Origin of the sequence: Hoyosella altamirensis (assembly GCF_014191505.1) — a bacterium.
GTDB classification, from domain to species: domain Bacteria; phylum Actinomycetota; class Actinomycetes; order Mycobacteriales; family Mycobacteriaceae; genus Hoyosella; species Hoyosella altamirensis.
The window spans coordinates 769,258-786,907 of record NZ_JACHWS010000001.1; the positions used below are offsets into that span (position 1 = coordinate 769,258).

A 17,650-nucleotide genomic window follows, 5' to 3' on the forward strand; every position below is an offset into this window, starting at 1 on the left:
AACAGTCAAATAGGGAGACCGGACAGTTTTCGTGATCAAATACGTCACCATCCACCTGGGCGGGGACGGCCTTCCGCGAAGCCAGCAGGGGATTGCACTCCAAGTACGGCACGATCGGTGAACTCCTCGAGCGTGCGCGCACCGGCGTAGGTGCACGCGCTGCGCAGACCGGAACAAATCTGGTCGATGAGGTCTTCCACGCCTGGCCGTTCCGGATCTACCCGCATCCGTGACGACGAAATGCCCTCTTCAAACAGCGCCTTTCGTGCCCGGTCAAACGGCTCGTCCGCTGAGGTCCGTGCGGCGACGGCGCGCTTGGAAGCCATCCCGAAACTTTCCTTGTAGGCGAAGCCGCTCTCGTCCACCCTCAAGTCGCCGGGCGATTCGTAGGTGCCTGCGAACCATGAACCGATCATGACGTTTGATGCGCCCGCAGCGAGTGCGAGCGCAACGTCGCGGGGATGGCGGACGCCGCCGTCTGCCCAGACGTGGGCGCCGCGTGACCGGGCAGCCGCAGCGCACTCAGCGACTGCCGAGAACTGGGGGCGGCCGACCCCCGTCATCATGCGAGTCGTGCACATTGCTCCGGGGCCGACACCCACTTTGATGATGTCGGCGCCTGCCTCGATGAGGTCGAACGTCCCTTCAGCGGTGACGACGTTGCCTGCGACGAGAGGTACGCCCAGTTCGCGATCCCGGACTGCCGCAATTACTTCGAGCATTTTCTCTTGATGGCCGTGGGCGGTATCCACGACGATCAGGTCTGCGCCCGCATCGACGAGCGAAGCGGCCTTCGCGGCGACGTCACCGTTGATGCCTACCGCCGCCGCGACGCGCAAGGCGCCCCGCGTATCGAGATTGGGACGGTACAAGCCGGTGCGCAGTGCACCGGTCTTGGTGAGCACGCCTGCCAGTGAGCCATCACCGTGGGTGAGGACCGCGATCGGCTCATGGTGTGCCTCGAGCAGGTCGAACACTTTCCGTGGGACGGTGCCGGCGTCGACGGTGACGAAGTCGGTGATCATCACGTCCTGCACCCGGGTATACCGGTCGACGTCGGCACATGCGCGCGGCGTCAGCAGGCCGCGTGGCTGATCGTTCTCGACCACAACTGCCGCACCGTGCGCACGGCGGTTCATTAGCGCGAGTGCCTCATAGACCGCCCGGTCCGGCGTCAGGGTGACCGGAGTGTCCGCCACGAGATGACGGCTTTTGACGAAGCCTATTGTGTCCGCCGCGGCTCCTGGAGGGAGGTCCTGAGGCAAAACGACGAGCCCTCCGCGCCGGGCGACGGTTTCTGCCATGCGGCGGCCGGCCACTGCCGTCATGTTGGAGATCACCAACGGTATGGTTGCCCCTGATCCGTCCCGCGTTGCGAGGTCGACGTCGAACCGCGATGTCACACTTGTCCGTCGCGGGACAAGGAAGACGTCGTCATAGGTCAGTTCAAACTGTGACCCCCTGTGCGGGAGAGCTGAGTTCTCGAGGAAGCGCACGCTGGAGGCCCCTTTGTCAGTTGCTGATCTCGCTTCGGTCCGCGCTCCACTGTGTGTGGAAGTGGCCAGGCTTGTCGACCCGCTCGTAAGTGTGCGCGCCAAAGTAGTCCCGTAGACCCTGAATCAGGGCGGCCGGCAGACGCTGCGCGCGCACGCTGTCGTAGTACGCCAGTGCAGAACTGAAGCCGGGCGCAGGGACACCGAGCTGGGCCGCGACGGTGACGACGCGCCGCCAGCTCGCTGCAGCGGATTCGACGGCGTCGCGGAAGTAGGGGTCGAGAAGTAGGCTCGGCAGCTCCGGGTTGGCCGCGTAGGCGTCGCTGATCCGGCCGAGGAATTGTGCGCGGATGATGCAGCCGCCGCGCCAGATCCTGGCGAGGTCGCCCAGTTTAAGATCCCACCCGTACTCCCGGCTCCCGGCGGCGAGCTGGTCGAAGCCCTGTGCGTAGGCGACCACTTTCGAGGCGTAGAGCGCGGAATGAATATCAGCGACGAATGATTCAGTGTCGATGCCGGGGAAGATTTCGGTGAGCGACGTTGCGAGTTCCGCGCCGGCGAGACCTCGGGAGGCGGCGCGAAGTTCACGCGACCCAGAAACCGCGCGGGCGAACACAGCTTCTGCAATGCCTGTTACAGGCACGCCGAGATCGAGTGCAGACTTCACGGTCCACCGGCCGGTGCCTTTCTGCCCCGCCGCGTCGACAATGACGTCAACAAGTGGTTTGCCCGTCTCAGCGTCCGTGTGCCCGAGAACTTCCGAGGTGATCTCGATCAAATAGCTTTCGAGCACACCGCTGTTCCACTCGGCGAACACCTCCGCCGCTTCTTTGGCGGAGAGCCCCGCAGCGCTCGTCATGAGCTGGTAGGCCTCGCCGATCAGCTGCATATCGGCGTATTCGATCCCGTTGTGGACCATCTTCACGTAATGCCCAGAACCATCGGTGCCGATGTACGTGCAGCACGGCGCGCCTTCGACAACTGCCGCGACGGATTCGAGCAGTGGCCCAACGTATTCATACGATTCGGCGGAGCCGCCCGGCATAATCGATGGCCCGTTGAGTGCACCCTCTTCGCCGCCTGAGATCCCCGCACCAACGAAGTGGAGGCCGCGTTCGCGCAGCGCCTTCTCCCGCCGCTGAGTGTCCGTGTACAACGCGTTGCCGCCGTCGATGATGATGTCACCCGGCTCCATGGCGTCCGCGAGTTGCTCTATCACCGCGTCTGTTGCCGCACCTGCCTGCACCATGATGAGGGCCCGGCGGGGGCGTTTCAGTGACGCGACGAACTCGGTGATGCTGGCCGAGGGGACGAAATTCCCTTCGCTTCCGTGCTTTGTCATGAGTTCGTCGACGCGCCCGGCGCTGCGGTTGTGCAGCGCAACGGTGTGACCGTGACGGGCGAGGTTGCGTGCGATATTTGCGCCCATTACAGCGAGTCCGGTGACACCGATATCGGCAAGGGCGGATGGCGAATCAGATGAAGTCATATGCGATTCCTAGCCGGCTATGCATTCGCCCTGGCGGCCACCAGGGCGAGTTCAGGATATCGGCTACCTTCTGAAAGAAAATGTCAGCGTGGCGCCAGGCCGAAAAGACGGGACAATTCGACCAGCCAGGGGACCGCGACAGCGATTGTTGGCCCCACCATGATCAGCGCTGCGACGGAATACGCGGCTACCGATATTCGGCCGTCATACGTTCCCTCGGCGAGCCGCCGGACACGTACCACGGTGGACGGGCCGCCCGCAGCCATCGCGCCTTCGGGTGTTTTGCTCGACGCGCATGTCACCAGGGCGTGGGCGAGAGGCCGGGGGCCTGTTGTGCGCAGTGCGGCGTCGTCCGCGAGAAGTTCGATGAGCAATCGCACCGACCCGAGGGCCGTCTTGCTCCGGACGAACCGGGGGAAGGCCTCATGTACCGCGGTGAACGCTTCGAGAACGAGGTCGTGACGTGCCCGCAGATGTGCACGCTCGTGCGCGAGGATCGCATTGAGTTCTTCGGGCTCGAGCTGATCGAGGGTCCCTGCGCTTACCACGACGCGCTGCTTCAGCCCGGGCAGGCAGTACGCCATCGGTTCGTGATGCTGCAGAACCCGCAGGTCGGCTTTGCTGAGCCCGTCCAGCCGCGGATCGCGCTGATCGAGCAAGTCGACGAGCATGCGGTGGTGTGCTCGTCTGCGCCGTGTCTTGATCGCTACGCGGGCTGTGCTGTAGAGCAAACGGGCGCCAATGAGGACTGTGAGGGCGAAGACTGCGACTGACAGCATCCACAGGGGCAGGCCGAGGGCCGAGATTTCGTCAGTCGGTGAGGTCGTGGGCCTGCCGTCTGGCCCGGGCACAAGCAGCATGCTGGCGATGGCGAGACCGGAACTGAAGGCGGACAGTACCGCCGCGAGAGCGATGGACTGCCACAGGACGAGTGCGGCACGCGGTGCCCGGAGCGGCCATCGCGCACGACTGAGCAGCGCGGGTACCGGCCCTGCGAGCAGCACAGCGAGCGCCGCGAATAGAGCTGCGGTCGTTCCTGTCATGATGCTCCCTCGTGCCTGGCACCGTCGGCGGTCTTTCGTCCGTTTCTAGTGTGCCTGTTGAGGGCGCGAATTAGCGAGTCCCGTTACAGCAATCACCCTCAGCGGTCGCGCCTGCGGCCGCGCGGAGCATCGTCACGAAGGTCGAGTGAGGCTAGTGCGTCGCGCAAGGCGGCGGCTTCGCTGGGGTCGACCCGCTCGACGAAGTGCACCAGCGCGGCAGCCCGCCCGCCCGACTCCTCTGCCTGTTTGAGCGCGTCGACCATGAGTTCTGCGACGAGTTCCTCACGGGCGTTCACGGGCGTGTAGCGATAGGCACGCTCCCCACGCTCCTGGGCGACGAGCTTCTTTTTCGCGAGCCGCTGCAGCACCGTCATCACCGTGGTGTACGCGAGGGTGCGGTGCTCAGAAAGGGCCTCGTGCACCTGGCGCACGGTCTGCGGTTCGGGCGCGGACCAGAGATGGTCCATCACCGCCCGCTCGAGTTCTCCTAGACCTGCCATTTCTCCTATTCTACGGAGTCTTCGACACATGTGCGTACTACGGGTAGTCGTAGCCACCCTTTCAGGGCGTGATATTTGTCACCGGAAGGAGGCTGGTGTGCACGTGGCGTGTGCCGATGGGGACGATGAGGGGCGCGTCGGATGCGGGGTCGTCGATCACGGTGGCGCGAAGCCCGAACGCTTCTTCGAGGAGATCCGCGGTGATGACGTTGCGTGGTGCGCCCTGAGTAATGATCTGGCCATCTTTCATGACGACCAGATGATCGCTGTAGCGGATCGCAAGGTTGAGGTCGTGCAAAACCATTACGACCGTTCGACCCATGCCGTCATGCAACTGATCGATCAGGTCGAGTACGTCGATGGCGTGAGAAAGGTCGAGGTAGGTCGTGGGCTCATCGAGCAGCAGAATGTCCGTGCCCTGGGCCAGAGCCATGGATATCCAGACACGCTGCCGTTGCCCGCCGGAAAGCTCGTTGATGGGCCGGTCCGCCAGGTCTGCAATCCCGGTGAGTTCGAGCGCAGCTGACACTTCCTGCTCATCGTCTCCTGACCATTGACGCAGCCATGACTGGTGCGGGTGCCTTCCACGGGAAACCAGATCGGCAACTGTGAGGCCTTCAGGGGCGATAGGGGCTTGGGGGAGCATGCCGAGGATGCGCGCGACCTCTTTTGTCCGCATTGACGTGATGAGTTTCCCGTCGAGAATGACTGACCCTTCGCGGGGTTTGAGCAAACGGCCCAGCGCGCGCAGGAGGGTCGACTTGCCACAGCCATTGGGACCAATGATCGTCGTGATACCTCCGGTCGGGATCGCGAGGCTCAAGTCCTCGATGATGATTCGTTCGCCGTAGCTCAGGGTGATCGAATCAGCGTGCAACCGGGATTGGGGATGCGATGCCGTAATCCCATTCGTCGGAGTCATGCCGATACCTTTCGGTTTGTGCGGATCAGCAAATAGAGCAGAAACGGGCCGCCGAGCGCGGCCGTGACGATGCCTGCGGGGAGTTCAACAGGAAGCACGGTCCGCGCCACGATGTCCGCGAGGAGAACCAGACAACCGCCGGTAAGTCCGGAAGCAATGATTGGTGGCCCAGCTGATCGGACAAGCCGCAGTGCGACCTGCGGGGCCATCAGGCCGACGAAGCCGATGGGGCCGGCTGCGGCAACACTTGCGGCAGTCAGTCCAACAGCACAGAGAAGCAACGTGGTCTGAGCCAGTTGGAGACGCGTACCCAGCGCGCGCGCCGAGTCCTCGCCGAGGCGGAGAGCGCCAAGCTGGAAAGCGGCGATGACCGCGATGGTCCCGCAGATCAGCACGACTGTGAGCATGGGATAAACGTTGCGCCAGTCGCGGCCGTTCAGGGACCCGACCAGCCACGCTTGCGCGCGTGCTACGTCATGGATGTCGGAAATGATGAGCATCCAGTACACGAGCGCCTGTCCGATGGCGGTGATGGCGATGCCGATCAGGATGATCCGGAAGCCGTCGACGCCGCCTTTCCACGAAAGAAGGAAGAGTGCGATCGCAGCCGCGAGACCGCCGAGCAGGGCTGCGAGCGGAAGTCCGAAGATTCCGAGGAAGCTCGCAATGGAACCGCCAGTGAGAACGATAAGGGCAACTGCCGCGACACTGGCTCCGATGCTGATGCCGAGGATGTCGGGACTGGCGAGTGGGTTGCGGGTGATGGATTGCGTAATCGCGCCAGCGACGCCGAGAGCCACACCGACGAGGACGCCCACTAGGGAACGCGGTAGCCGCAGGTCGGCGATGATGAAGCGTTCGGCGCTGGTTCCGCCACCGAGCAGAACCTCGATGACCTGGCTCAGTGCGATCGGGTAGTCGCCGCGGCCCACGTTGATACAGACGAGGAGGAACAGTAACCCGGCAAGCCCGGCTGTGATGGCCGCCATTCGTGGGCGCCACACGAGGGACACCGGGCCGAGGCGCACAGCGGGGCGTGTGGGGACTGTGGCGGGCGCGTCCGGCGCGTATGCGCGGATAGAGCCGGAGGTTGTGGCAGTCACAGGCTCACCAGCTTCCGGCGCCGCACGAGTGCGATGAAGAACGGCCCGCCGACGAGAGCCAGGACGATGCCAATTTGCAGCTCGCCGGGGCGGATGACGACCCGGCCGAGCACATCAGCGGTCAGCAGCATAATGGCGCCGCACAGTCCCGCGAACGGAACGAGCCATCGGTAATCAGGGCCCGTGATCGCCCGCGCGATGTGGGGGACGACGAGGCCAAGGAAGGCGATCATCCCGCATGCGGCGGTGGCGGCGCCGGTCAGCAAGGTGATCGCGAGGATTCCGAGCGTCCGGTTTAAAGCGATGTTCGTCCCGAGTGAGCGGGCGACGTCCTCGCCGAGGCTCAGCAAGTTCAGCCCTGGAGTGCTGGCGAGCGCAAGGACGAGGCCGAGCGCGATGAAGGGCAGCACCTGGATGAGTACGTCGAATCCGCGTCCGGCGACCGAACCCACATTCCAGAACCGGTACGCATCGAGCGATGCACGGTCGAGCAGCACTATCGCGTTTGTCATCGCCATGAGAAACGCACCGACCGCGACACCGGCGAGCGGCAGTGTCAGTGGGCTCGCGCGTCCTCCGCCGACCGAGGCAAAAGCGAAAACCGCGACGCTGGCGAGGAAAGCGCCGAGGAATGCGAACCAGATGAACTGGAGCGGCGACGAGAGGCCGAGAAGGAAGACGGAGAGAACAACAGCGAAGGCTGCGCCTGCGCTGACGCCGAGAATCCCCGGATCGGCGAGTGGGTTGCGCGTATGCCCCTGAATGAGTGCGCCAGCGACTCCGATAGCGATGCCCACCACGATCGCGAGAACGGTGCGTGGCACCCGCAGTGTGCGCACCACGATGTCGGTATCGATGCCGCTGGGGGTAACAAGGGCGTGGTAGATCTCGGCGAGAGTGAGTGGCCGCGCGCCAATAGCAACACTCGCGAGGGTGACCGCTACGAGGATGACCGAAAGGACCAGCAGGCCGAGCAGTCTCGAGCGGCGCAGGGCCCGGACGCTGATGTCACGCTCGTACGGGGTGAATCCTTCTGCGGTCGCGGTGGACAGGAGGACGGTTTCCGAGGCGCGGGTGAGCCGGGGAGTGAGAGCCGCCCTGAATCCGATTGCCTGGCCTGTTCGCGAACTCCGCAGGACGAGGCCGGTCCACTTCTTCCCTAGGCTCTGACCGGCGCGGCCGCCAAGATGGCCGATGTTCCAGCCGGTTACAGCGATAGCGATGATGACCGCGAAGGCCCCGAACACGACCCGATCGGCCTGTCCGCCGCCGTACTGGTCGCTGAGAGCATTGACGATAAGTGCACCCACAGCTAGCGGTGCAGCGCAGACAGCAGCGTCGAGGAGGCCAGCGCAGGCGCGCCGGGGCAGCGGCGCTGATCCGGCGGGAACGTGCTCGTACCCCCGGTGCTCCGGTAGTTGGTGCGCTCCCGCGTTGGTGTCGCGCAGGCGTGTCATGGTCACAGCTGCTTAGGTTACGCGAACCTAAGTAAGGCGCGAAACCCGAGACCGCCTGTGCGCCACGTCTCTATCCTAACCTGGGGTGAATAGGGTATCCATAGTAAGTGTAGGCTTACCTGAACTTGACGATGGATAAGGTGGTGTCAATGGGTGGCGCAGCGCGTGCCAGCAGGGAAGTTGGGGATCGGGGCATCGCCCCCTTAGTGCTGAATCATCAGGATCTACAGGCAGACCTGTGCATCCCGTTGCTTGCCAGCGCCGACCGGATGCGCGCGCTGGATCCCGAGTATCCACGCATCTACGCAGTTGCCTGGATGGCTCGTGAGCCTCGCCGCCGCTGGTGGCCGCTCGCGGCCGCGCTCTCCGAGGATCGCCTAGAGCAGATGCACTCCCGGATGGTGAGGGATCTCGGCAAACCCGGCCTCGCTTCCGCTCAGGTCGCAAATGTCGTGATTCACGCCGTGGTGAGTCGCGTGATGGCACTCATCGCTCTGGAAGGCCGCGCCTGGGACCCCGGGATCGACAACTTGTGGCTCCACTACGACTCGGATGGTGGGGTCGACTGGGCAGGTGTGGTTGACCCGGCCTTGCGTGTGCTGCACGGCGATCCGGTTGCGCGGGCGAGGCGTGCAGTGGAGATGCCGTGCGAGGAAGCATTGGTGGTGTGGGCGGCACACCGTTGTGAGACGACATTGGTGCCGTTGTTCGCGCGAATCTCCGAATTCACCGGGGTTGATAGGGACCGCCTGTGGTCGATGGTCGGGGAGGCGGTGATCGGGACGGCAACGTACGCGCCGCAGCTTGCTGGGTGCGACGATGCCGCATCGCTGCGGCGCGGACGCGGTTTCCTCGATGCACTCGCACGGTCAGGATTGCCTGTGCGCAGCCACGCTTCCCACGTCCGGTTGCGGTGGCGCGGAACGGATCCGGGTCCTGCACTGCCCGCTATTCCCGCATCAGCATGATTGTGATGGCAATCACATCTGAGATTCAAGGTAAAGCGTTGAAAATTAGGTGAGCCTCACCTATTCTTATGGCAGAAGGTTCCGCTGGAGCCGACGACAGGCCAATACAGGACCGAGTGGTGTACTGAGGGCTGCAGTTACACCCGGTCCATGCCACGGTGGGCCCTGTGCGGACTCACGCGCAGGGCCCACCTCCTTGTCTTCACCCGGTTTTCGTGTGGTTTGTGACAGGATGCGTCCTAGGGTGGTCCCGTGACCGGCACCCAGACACATGACGCCATCTCGACAAGGGAGGCCTGATGACCCCATCTGGCGAGGAAATAACGGAAACTGCCGTAACGGACCCAGAGTTCTACGAGCGCCTTGAGGAGGTGCTCGGCCGCGGGATGGGCGAGTACCTTGGTCTCCGCTTCACAGAGATCACCCCCGACTCTGTGCGCGCGCACTGGCGGATCCGTCCTGATATGCATCAGCCAGCAGGGCTGGTCCATGGTGGCGTGTATTGCGCTGTTGTCGAAACAGTTGCGAGTCTCGCGGGAAGTGCATGGCTGGGCGACCGCGGTCACGTCGTCGGCGTTAACAACAACACCGACTTCCTTCGAGCTGTCCGTGAGGGCACTCTGCATGCACATGCGATTCCGATGCATCGCGGACGCCTGCAGCAATTGTGGCTCGTGAATATCACTGACGATCAGCACAAATTGATAGCACGTGGCCACGTGCGCCTGCAGAACGTCACCGACGCCGCTCGGCTAGGGGCGAGCTGAAAGCGCTGCCCTGGCCACAGGTACTCCCGGGGCCAGGGCAGGCAAACCTTCAATGAGCGGTTAGCTCGCCGCTCGCTTGTCGGCCGCGGTCTTTTCCTTGTCCGCCGACTTTTTCGCCTCGATCTCCTCAAGATGATCGATCGCAAGGCGGGCTGTCATCCACTGCTCGGTCACCGTGAGCTGCGCGCGTGAGTTCGTCAGGAACGTCACCGTCCACGAGAAGAGCGTCGCTGCCCGGCTCTTGAAGCCGACAATGTAGACGAGGTGCACGGCGAGCCACATCAGCCATCCGAGGAATCCGCTGATGTTGATTCTTCCGACCTGGGCGACCGCGCTGTACTTTGACACCGCAGCCATATTGCCCTTGTTGAAGTACTTGAACGGCTTCCGCTCCGGTGCCGGTTCGCCCTTCTTCTCGGCCTTCAGCTCCTGCTTGATGGTCTTTGCGGCATAACGGCCACCCTGAATCGCGACCTGCGCGACACCGGGAAGCTTGTCGAGGGACATCATGTCGCCCACGACGAAGATGTTCGGGTTCCCCTGAATGCTGAGGTCAGGTTTCACCATCACACGACCGGCGCGGTCGATCTCGGTGCCCGTCTGATCGGACAGGATCTTCCCCAGCGGGCTCGCCGCGACACCTGCGGCCCACAGTTTGCAATACGCGGTAATGCGCTGTTCGTTGCCCTCGGCGTCCTTGATGACGATGCCGTTCTCGTCCACATCGGTGACAAAAGTGTTGAGCATGATCTCGACGCCGAGCTTCTCGAGCCGCCGGTGCGCCTTGGAACCGAGCTTTTCCCCGAACGGCGGCAGTACCTGCGGAGCTGCATCGAGAAGGATGATGCGAGCCTGCCCTGGATCGATGTGCCGGAAAGTCCCGACAAGCGTGTCACGTGAGAGTTCCGCGATCTGTCCGGCCATTTCGACACCGGTCGGGCCTGCGCCGACGACGACGAACGTCAGCAACTTCTGCTGCTCGGCGGGATCAGTCGAGAGTTCCGCGAGTTCGAACGCGCTGAGAATCTTGCCGCGCAGCTCGAGTGCGTGATCCACCGTTTTCATACCCGGTGCGAACTTCGCGAAGTGGTCGTTCCCGAAATACGACTGCTCAGCACCAGCCGCGACGATCAAGCTGTCGAAACCGGTCACGGTGACGTGGCCGAACTGCTCCGAGGTGACCGTCTGGTTCTTCACATCGATGTCGATCACTTCGCCCATCAGTACCTGCGCATTACGCTGTTTGCGCAGAACAACGCGGGTGGGCGCGGCGATCTCACCGACGGACAGAATTCCGGTGGCCACTTGGTAGAGCAGCGGCTGGAAGAGGTGATGCGTTGTGCGGGCAATAAGCGTCACTTCAACATCGGCCCGCTTCAGCTTCTGGGTCGCGAACAAGCCACCAAAGCCGGACCCGATGACGACGACGCGGTGCCGCTGAGTGGTGTCGGGCTGGTTACCCATTGCTGGCTCCTTCGTTCGCACTTCGGACCTACCAAGCGTAGTGAGGTCCGAACAGTGCAGCGAACCCGGACCCATATTTGGCAGCATCCCTCTCCCTCAAATTTCCCTCATTACGGAGGAAAGTTCCCTCGAATGTGTCGTGTTCCGGTGCGCGCCCGGAATGTGCTGACCGACACACTGCCCAAGCCGCGGCGGTTTCTGGCCCGAATGATGGGTATGACCGCAACCGTTCTCGTCCTCCCCGGCGGGAAGCCGAATAGTCTGCAGCGCGCACGATCCTGGCATCTGTCGTCCGTGCGGATGCGGCCTTTCACGTCCGCGATAAGGGAAGCGGGAGCTGACTCAGGTATCCACGTCGTTCAGGTCCAGTACCAGGTACGCGGATGGAATCGCGGGGGTTCATCGGCGATCACGGACGTTCGCCGCGTGATGGCCGATGCGCGCAGAGAAAGGCCCGGTGCGCCAATCGTCTTGGTCGGGCACTCGATGGGCGGGCGGGTTGCTGCTCACCTTGCGGCGGAGCCCGACGTACTGGGTGTTGTCGCACTCGCACCATGGTGGCCCGGCGGTGAAGGCTACCTATTCCGTTCGGCGCAGCACCTCGCTGTTCTGCATGGGACGGCCGATCGGTGGACCAGTCCCGACGCGTCCCGCAGGGAAGTCATCGCAGCGTCGAGGCGTGGAGTGCGCGCGTCGTGGACCCCGGTGGAAAACGCGGGGCATTTCATGCTGCGGCATCCAGCCCGATGGCACGCATGGGTGTGCGAGGAAGCACTGCGGATCGCCTCGCTCGCACCGTCCCAGTGATCACCCCCAGTGATCCCCGAGACCACTACGGGTCGGTATTGGCCCATCCGTTGTCGTGAGTGCTCCGAATAACGCGGTAGAAGATGCGCCCAGGTTTGTCTCAGGAGGACAGTGCAGTGTCAGAACCAGTTGATCCACGCCGCCGCATCGCGGTTGTTGGCAGTGGCGTTGCGGGTCTGACAGCAGCGTGGGTGCTGCAGAAGAACGCCCGCGTGACGCTGTACGAAGCGGACGACCGTCTCGGCGGCCACGCCGACACCCACGAGGTTCTCGCCGCAGGGCGGACAGTTCCGATTGATACCGGGTTCATCGTCCACAACGATCGCACCTACCCGACGCTGCTCCGCTTGTTCGGTGAACTGGGCGTCAGCACGCAAGCCACCGACATGAGCATGTCCGTGCGATGCGACGGGTGCGGACTCGAGTATGCGGGCGGCAAGAAAGCCGGTGGCCTGTTCCCCGGGATGCGCATGGCAGCTCGTGGACGCTATTTGCGAATGCTGTTGGAGGTGAAGCGCTTCCACCGCGCGGCCCAGCAGGTGCTCGACAGCGCAGACGACGACACGCCTGACGTCACCCTTGGTGCTTTTCTCGAGACCGGACGGTTCTCCCCGTATTTCGTGAATCACTTCATGACGCCGCTTGTGTCAGCGGTGTGGTCATGCAACCCCGACACTGCTTTGCAGTACCCGGCCCGTTACCTGTTCACCTTCCTTGACCACCACGGGATGCTCAGTGTCAGTGGCTCGCCGGCATGGCGGACCGTCACTGGCGGCTCGCGCGAATACGTGTCTAGAGTCGCCGCAGCGCTGAGCGAGGTCCGCACCGGTTGCGGCGTCCGCACGGTCCACGAGACCGAGGCCGGGGTCGAGATCCGCGATGACGCGGACGGCGCCGAGACGTATGACGCGGTCGTGATAGCCACCCACCCAGCCCACGCGCTCGCGATGCTGAAGGAACCTTCCGCGGCCCACGGCGAGGTGCTCGGCGCTATCTCGTACACGCCGAATCTGGCACGCCTGCACACCGATGAATCGGTGCTGCCGACGCTCCCACGGGCACGTGCGTCCTGGAACTACCGCATCCCCGCATGTGACGCGCGCCCCGAGAACGTTCTCGTCAGCTACGACATGACTCGTCTGCAGCGGCTGGGCAGTCTCGACGGCAGACGCTACATCGTCACTCTTGGCGGCGAGGACCTCCTTCGCAAGGAGGCAGTCATCGACCAGATGGAGTACGAGCACCCCCAGTACACACCGCGTTCCCTCGCAGCACAGCAGCGGCTGCCGGAACTGAATTCGGGTCGTGTGGCGTTCGCCGGTGCGTATCACGGCTGGGGTTTCCACGAGGATGGGGCAGCATCAGGTCTGCGGGCCGCCGAACATCTTGGCGGTGTGTGGTGACCGTTGCCGCCATCAAGACGCGCGCTGCACGCCCTGCCCGGCGGCGCAGCGGGCCACGCCAGTACCCCGGAGCCTTGTACCGCACGGAAATTCGCCACGTACGCTCGACGCCGCTAACCAATGAGTTCATCTACCGAAGCTGCTGGTGGCTCGTGGATCTCGATCGGCTTCCCGCTCTTCCCTGGTGGCTGCGCCCATTCGCACGGTTCTCGTCAGCTGATCACTTCGGTGATCCAGCGCGCACGCTCAGGGACAACGTCGACAGTTTCCTGCTCGAACGTGGAATCGACGTTCGCGGCGGCCAGGTGTGGATGCTGGCGAACGCCCGTGTGCTGGGCGTGAACTTCAATCCGCTGTCAGTCTTCTGGTGTTACGGCCGTGACGGTGAACTTCGGTGCGTGATCGCCGAGGTGCACAACACCTACGGCGGGCGGCACTGTTACGTCCTGGGGCCTGAAGCTGCAGGTCCGAGCGGTACGGTCGCGCCGAAAGAGTTCTACGTCTCCCCGTTCAACGACGTGTCGGGCCAGTATCGCCTGCGTCTGCCGTTCCCAGATCGTGAATTGTCCGCCCACATCGTGTTGCTCCGGTCTGGTGAAATGCCCTTCGTCGCGTCAGTGAGTGGAACACGGGAAGACATCACACACCGGTCGGTGCTTCGTGTGCAGCGGGAGCTGCCAGTGGCACCCCTTCGCGTCATTCTGCAGATCCGCTGGCAGGGCATCCGCCTCTGGGCCCGCGGCCTGCAAATTCAGCCCAGAAATGGCACCCCGTCCCCTCAGGAAGGTGTTTAAGTGAGCGTCGAATTTCAGGATGAGCGCTGCGCTCGCGCAGACAGCACCACTACCGTCATCGACCCGCACCGGTGGCCGGGTGTAGCTTCGGTTCCGCGACGGTGGGCACAGGGTGTGCGGTCAAAGGCGGCTCGCAGTCTGTTCACCCGGGCGGTGTCGCGTCTCCCATTGCGTGTCGAATTCCCCGATGGCCGCATAGCGGGCCAGGGGAGCGGTACGGATTCACTGCCGCGAATGATCATTCATGATGCGGACGCGTTGTTCGCGCGGCTAGGTTCGGGCGGCCTCATCGGGTTCGGTGAGTCGTACATGGCGGGCGAGTGGGACGCGTCCGACTTGGAGCGTGTCCTCGAGGTATTCGCCGCGAGCGTCGCGGACCTGGTCCCGAAATCCCTGCAATCGCTGCGCGCCGTGACAGTTCGGCGTCAGCCCCGGCGTGAACGCAACACCGCCCAGAACACACGATCCAACATCTCGCGCCACTACGATTTGTCGAACGCGTTTTTCCGGCTGTTCCTCGACGAGACGATGACGTACTCGGCGGGGTTGTTCACCGATCCGGAAACCGCGTCGTGGGAGGAGCTAGCCGACGCTCAGCACCGCAAGATCGACCGGCTGCTGGACCAGGCCGGTGTGGGTGAAGGCACGAGAGTGCTCGAAATCGGAACCGGCTGGGGTGAACTCGCTATCCGCGCCGCCCAGCGGGGGGCGAGGGTCCGTTCAGTCACGTTGTCAGTGGCGCAAAAAGAACTCGCCGACGAACGCATCAAGGCTCTAGGCTTGAATGATCGAATCCAAGTTCAGATCCTTGACTACCGGTCTGTTGAGGGCGAGTTCGACGCAATTCTCTCTGTAGAGATGATCGAAGCAGTCGGCTACCAATACTGGCCGACGTACTTCCGCAAAATCGATGAACTGCTTGCGCCCGGCGGCACTGCTGCCATCCAGGCAATCACCATGCCGCACAACCGGATGCTGGCCACGCGCAACACATACACGTGGATCCATAAGTACATTTTCCCGGGCGGGCTCATCCCGTCCATAGAGGCGATCCGCCACACAACCGAGCGCGAGACGAACCTCCGGATCCGCGATCAGTTCTCGATGGGGCCGCACTACGCCCGGACGCTCCGCCTGTGGGAAGAGCGTTTCAGCGCACGCTTCGACGAGGCCCGTGCGCTCGGTTTCGATGAGGTTTTCCGCCGCATGTGGAAGTTCTACCTCTGCTACTCAGAGGCCGGTTTCGCGTCGGGCTACCTCGGTGTGGAACAACTCGTGTTCAGCCGCCCCGATGGCCCCGGCGGTCCCACTGCCCCCGCGCCAGCGAAGGAGCATTGACAATGGCGGATCCCGAAGCTCCGGCAGATCCTCTGCCTGCACGCCCGGCCGCTGAGATCATCGCAGGGGTCCTCGAACCGCTGACCGGCAGTCCATTGCCGGTGCGTATCGAAGCCTGGGATGGCAGTTCCGCGGGCCCCAGCGGTGTCCCCGTAGTGGAACTCGCGTCCCCGGATGCGATCCTCCGGATGCTGTGGCATCCCGGGGAACTGGGCGCCGCCCAGGCGTACGTCACCGGTGAGCTCGACGTGCAAGGCGACCTCGGTGCCGCGCTCGACCATGTCTGGCGAGTGGTGCATGAGCGCAACCTCCGCGCTTTCCGGCCGCACCCGCGCAACCTTGCTCGCATTGCCCGCGCAGCGCGGGAACTCGGGGTACTGCGCACAGCGCCAGAAGCTCCCCGCTCGCAGGCCCGAATCCGCGGACGGCTCCACAGCCTGCGGCGCGACAAGAGAGCGATCAGCCACCACTACGACCTGTCCAACGACTTCTACTCGAAAATTCTCGACCCTCACATGGCGTACTCGTGCGGATACTGGATGTCCAGCGACCCGTCCTACACGGTTGAGGATGCGCAGCGCGACAAACTGGACCTCGTGTGCCGCAAGCTCGGGTTGCGCGAAGGCATGCGCGTGCTCGATATCGGCTGCGGGTGGGGCAGCCTCAGCATCCACGCTGCCGACAAGTTTGGAGTAGACGTAGTCGGGGTCACGCTGTCACGGGAACAGAAAGCGTTCGCGGACAAACGTATCGCCGAGATCGGACTCACGGACCGCGTCGATATCAGGCTCCAGGACTACCGTGAAATTCCGGATGGCCCCTTCGACGCGGTCGCGTCTCTGGAAATGGGGGAGCACGTTGGGCAGCGGAACTATCCGCGCTACGCCCAGGCGTTGTTCGAAAACGTGAAACCCACTGGCCGAGTGCTCATCCAGCAGATGTCGCGCTGCGGACGGCACCCGGGCGGCGGCCCGTTCATCGAATCCTTCATCGCTCCGGACATGCACATGCGACCGGTCGGGGAAACCATCGGCATGCTCGAAGAGGCAGGCCTCGAGCTGCGTGACGTCCACGCGCTACGCGAACATTACGTGCGCACCGTTGACGCGTGGCACCAGCAATTCGAAGCGAACTGGGATGAGCTTTGCGCCATGGTTGGCGAGGAGGTCGCCCGAGTGTGGCGGCTCTACCTCGTTGGCGGTGGACGTGCATTCCGTGACGGACGTATGGGAGTCGACCAGTTACTGCTGGTGCGGCCCGATCGCAGTGGCGGCAGCGGAATGCCCGCGGTGCGGGGACCCGCTCATGGGTGATTTCCTCGTAGTCAGCGCTGCCTCGCTCGCCGCGATTGCCGTCCTGATGGCGGTCACCGCGGTGGCCGGATTCTGGCTGAAACGGCACAACGTAGTGGACGTGTCCTGGGGGCTGGCGTTCGTGTCAGTCGCGGCGGCCGCAGCCGCCGCCGGGACTGGCGAGCCAGCCCGCAGACTCGTCGTCCTGGGCCTGGTCACAGTGTGGGGGGTGCGGCTGGCGTGGCACATGTTCATCCGCACGCGCGGGCACGGCGAGGACCCGCGATACGAAGAAATGTTGGCACGAGGGGGTGGCAATCCCACGTGGCTGGTGATCCGCAAGATCTATCTGACGCAGGCGCTCGCGGCGTGGTTCGTCTCCCTGCCGATCCAGGTGGCCGCGGTCTCTGATGGTCCACTCGGCTGGATCGCGTTTGCGGGCATTCTGTTGTGGATCGTGGGGCTGACGTTCGAGGCAGTAGGCGACTATCAGCTGCGGAAGTTCAAGGCCGATCCGGCGAACCGCGGCAAAGTGATGGACCGCGGACTCTGGTCCTGGACGCGGCACCCTAACTATTTCGGTGATGCTTGCGTCTGGTGGGGCATCTTCCTCATCGCCGCCGACGTGTGGCCCGGCGTTCTGACAATCCTGTCGCCCATTCTGATGACGTACTTCCTTGCCTTCGCCACCGGCGGGAAGCTACTGGAAAAACACATGTCCGAGCGTCCTGGTTACCGCGACTATCAGGCACGGGTGAGCTTCTTCATTCCGCTTCCGCCCAAGCGGAGGAATCGCGAACGGGCCTGACT

General features: G+C 63.7%; 16 protein-coding genes. 8 read left to right on the forward strand and 8 right to left on the reverse strand.

Translation table 11 applies throughout. From position 1 onward, the window contains the following. Positions 1-44: 44 nt before the first annotated feature. From FHU29_RS03710 to FHU29_RS03740, 7 genes are all read right to left on the reverse strand, one after another. Positions 45-1,496, reverse strand: coding sequence for a GuaB1 family IMP dehydrogenase-related protein (locus FHU29_RS03710; RefSeq protein ID WP_064440218.1), 1,452 nt, complete (start codon positions 1,494-1,496; stop codon positions 45-47). Between the two features lie 16 nt (positions 1,497-1,512). After that, positions 1,513-2,982 carry an NADP-dependent phosphogluconate dehydrogenase gene (gene gndA / locus FHU29_RS03715; RefSeq protein ID WP_064440219.1) on the reverse strand — a complete coding sequence of 490 codons (1,470 nt, stop codon included), beginning with the start codon at positions 2,980-2,982 and terminating at the stop codon, positions 1,513-1,515. A gap of 83 nt (positions 2,983-3,065) precedes the next feature. Then, positions 3,066-4,025, reverse strand: coding sequence for a M56 family metallopeptidase (locus FHU29_RS03720; protein WP_064440220.1), 960 nt, complete (start codon positions 4,023-4,025; stop codon positions 3,066-3,068). 98 nt (positions 4,026-4,123) lie between these two features. Next, a complete protein-coding gene (locus FHU29_RS03725; protein ID WP_013807918.1) occupies positions 4,124-4,525 on the reverse strand; it encodes a BlaI/MecI/CopY family transcriptional regulator in 402 nt (133 codons plus the stop codon). 61 nt (positions 4,526-4,586) lie between these two features. Continuing rightward, positions 4,587-5,447 (reverse strand): ABC transporter ATP-binding protein, encoded by an 861-nt coding sequence (locus tag FHU29_RS03730; protein WP_064440221.1) that lies wholly within the window; start codon positions 5,445-5,447, stop codon positions 4,587-4,589. Then, complete coding sequence (locus tag FHU29_RS03735) at positions 5,444-6,436, reverse strand: FecCD family ABC transporter permease (RefSeq protein WP_221194818.1); 993 nt, start codon at positions 6,434-6,436, stop codon at positions 5,444-5,446. The genes FHU29_RS03730 and FHU29_RS03735 overlap by 4 nt, the downstream gene beginning before the upstream one ends. A gap of 110 nt (positions 6,437-6,546) precedes the next feature. Further along, a complete protein-coding gene (locus FHU29_RS03740) occupies positions 6,547-8,007 on the reverse strand; it encodes an iron ABC transporter permease (protein ID WP_074390849.1) in 1,461 nt (486 codons plus the stop codon). A gap of 149 nt (positions 8,008-8,156) precedes the next feature. Here FHU29_RS03740 and FHU29_RS03745 point away from each other — a divergent pair, with 149 nt between their 5' ends. Both FHU29_RS03745 and FHU29_RS03750 read left to right on the forward strand, forming a co-directional pair. After that, the gene (locus FHU29_RS03745; protein WP_221194675.1) at positions 8,157-8,975 is read left to right on the forward strand and encodes a hypothetical protein; all 819 of its coding nucleotides are present in this window, start codon (positions 8,157-8,159) and stop codon (positions 8,973-8,975) included. 299 nt (positions 8,976-9,274) lie between these two features. Further along, entirely contained in the window at positions 9,275-9,742 is a 468-nt protein-coding gene (locus FHU29_RS03750) for a PaaI family thioesterase (RefSeq protein WP_064440222.1), read from the forward strand. Positions 9,743-9,802: 60 nt separating this feature from the next. Here FHU29_RS03750 and FHU29_RS03755 read toward each other — a convergent pair whose 3' ends face one another. Next, positions 9,803-11,206: an NAD(P)/FAD-dependent oxidoreductase gene (locus FHU29_RS03755; protein ID WP_064440223.1), complete on the reverse strand. Its 1,404-nt coding sequence runs from the start codon at positions 11,204-11,206 to the stop codon at positions 9,803-9,805. A gap of 216 nt (positions 11,207-11,422) precedes the next feature. On the opposite strand from FHU29_RS03755, the gene FHU29_RS03760 reads away from it, so the two are divergent. The 6 genes from FHU29_RS03760 (at position 11,423) to FHU29_RS03785 (ending at position 17,648) form a co-directional block, all read left to right on the forward strand. Next, positions 11,423-12,013: an alpha/beta hydrolase gene (locus tag FHU29_RS03760; protein WP_232322954.1), complete on the forward strand. Its 591-nt coding sequence runs from the start codon at positions 11,423-11,425 to the stop codon at positions 12,011-12,013. 83 nt (positions 12,014-12,096) lie between these two features. Continuing rightward, positions 12,097-13,416, forward strand: coding sequence for an NAD(P)/FAD-dependent oxidoreductase (locus FHU29_RS03765; RefSeq protein WP_183377463.1), 1,320 nt, complete (start codon positions 12,097-12,099; stop codon positions 13,414-13,416). A gap of 11 nt (positions 13,417-13,427) precedes the next feature. Then, positions 13,428-14,210 carry a DUF1365 domain-containing protein gene (locus FHU29_RS03770; RefSeq protein WP_064440356.1) on the forward strand — a complete coding sequence of 261 codons (783 nt, stop codon included), beginning with the start codon at positions 13,428-13,430 and terminating at the stop codon, positions 14,208-14,210. Continuing rightward, complete coding sequence (locus FHU29_RS03775; protein WP_083962295.1) at positions 14,211-15,548, forward strand: class I SAM-dependent methyltransferase; 1,338 nt, start codon at positions 14,211-14,213, stop codon at positions 15,546-15,548. 2 nt (positions 15,549-15,550) lie between these two features. After that, entirely contained in the window at positions 15,551-16,861 is a 1,311-nt protein-coding gene (locus FHU29_RS03780; RefSeq protein ID WP_064440224.1) for a class I SAM-dependent methyltransferase, read from the forward strand. Further along, a complete protein-coding gene (locus FHU29_RS03785) occupies positions 16,854-17,648 on the forward strand; it encodes a DUF1295 domain-containing protein (protein ID WP_064440225.1) in 795 nt (264 codons plus the stop codon). The genes FHU29_RS03780 and FHU29_RS03785 overlap by 8 nt, the downstream gene beginning before the upstream one ends. Positions 17,649-17,650: the final 2 nt, after the last annotated feature.

Bases quoted from the DNA above. Each gene is read 5' to 3' on its own strand.
- gndA (WP_064440219.1), bottom strand. From the start codon at position 2,982: ATGACTTCATCTGATTCGCCATCCGCCCTTGCCGATATCGGTGTCACC.
- FHU29_RS03720 (WP_064440220.1), bottom strand. From the start codon at position 4,025: ATGACAGGAACGACCGCAGCTCTATTCGCGGCGCTCGCTGTGCTGCTC.
- FHU29_RS03725 (WP_013807918.1), bottom strand. From the start codon at position 4,525: ATGGCAGGTCTAGGAGAACTCGAGCGGGCGGTGATGGACCATCTCTGG.
- FHU29_RS03730 (WP_064440221.1), bottom strand. From the start codon at position 5,447: ATGACTCCGACGAATGGGATTACGGCATCGCATCCCCAATCCCGGTTG.
- FHU29_RS03735 (WP_221194818.1), bottom strand. From the start codon at position 6,436: ATGGCGGCCATCACAGCCGGGCTTGCCGGGTTACTGTTCCTCCTCGTC.
- FHU29_RS03740 (WP_074390849.1), bottom strand. From the start codon at position 8,007: ATGACACGCCTGCGCGACACCAACGCGGGAGCGCACCAACTACCGGAG.
- FHU29_RS03745 (WP_221194675.1), top strand. From the start codon at position 8,157: ATGGGTGGCGCAGCGCGTGCCAGCAGGGAAGTTGGGGATCGGGGCATC.
- FHU29_RS03750 (WP_064440222.1), top strand. From the start codon at position 9,275: ATGACCCCATCTGGCGAGGAAATAACGGAAACTGCCGTAACGGACCCA.
- FHU29_RS03755 (WP_064440223.1), bottom strand. From the start codon at position 11,206: ATGGGTAACCAGCCCGACACCACTCAGCGGCACCGCGTCGTCGTCATC.
- FHU29_RS03760 (WP_232322954.1), top strand. From the start codon at position 11,423: ATGACCGCAACCGTTCTCGTCCTCCCCGGCGGGAAGCCGAATAGTCTG.
- FHU29_RS03765 (WP_183377463.1), top strand. From the start codon at position 12,097: ATGCGCCCAGGTTTGTCTCAGGAGGACAGTGCAGTGTCAGAACCAGTT.
- FHU29_RS03780 (WP_064440224.1), top strand. From the start codon at position 15,551: ATGGCGGATCCCGAAGCTCCGGCAGATCCTCTGCCTGCACGCCCGGCC.
- FHU29_RS03785 (WP_064440225.1), top strand. From the start codon at position 16,854: ATGGGTGATTTCCTCGTAGTCAGCGCTGCCTCGCTCGCCGCGATTGCC.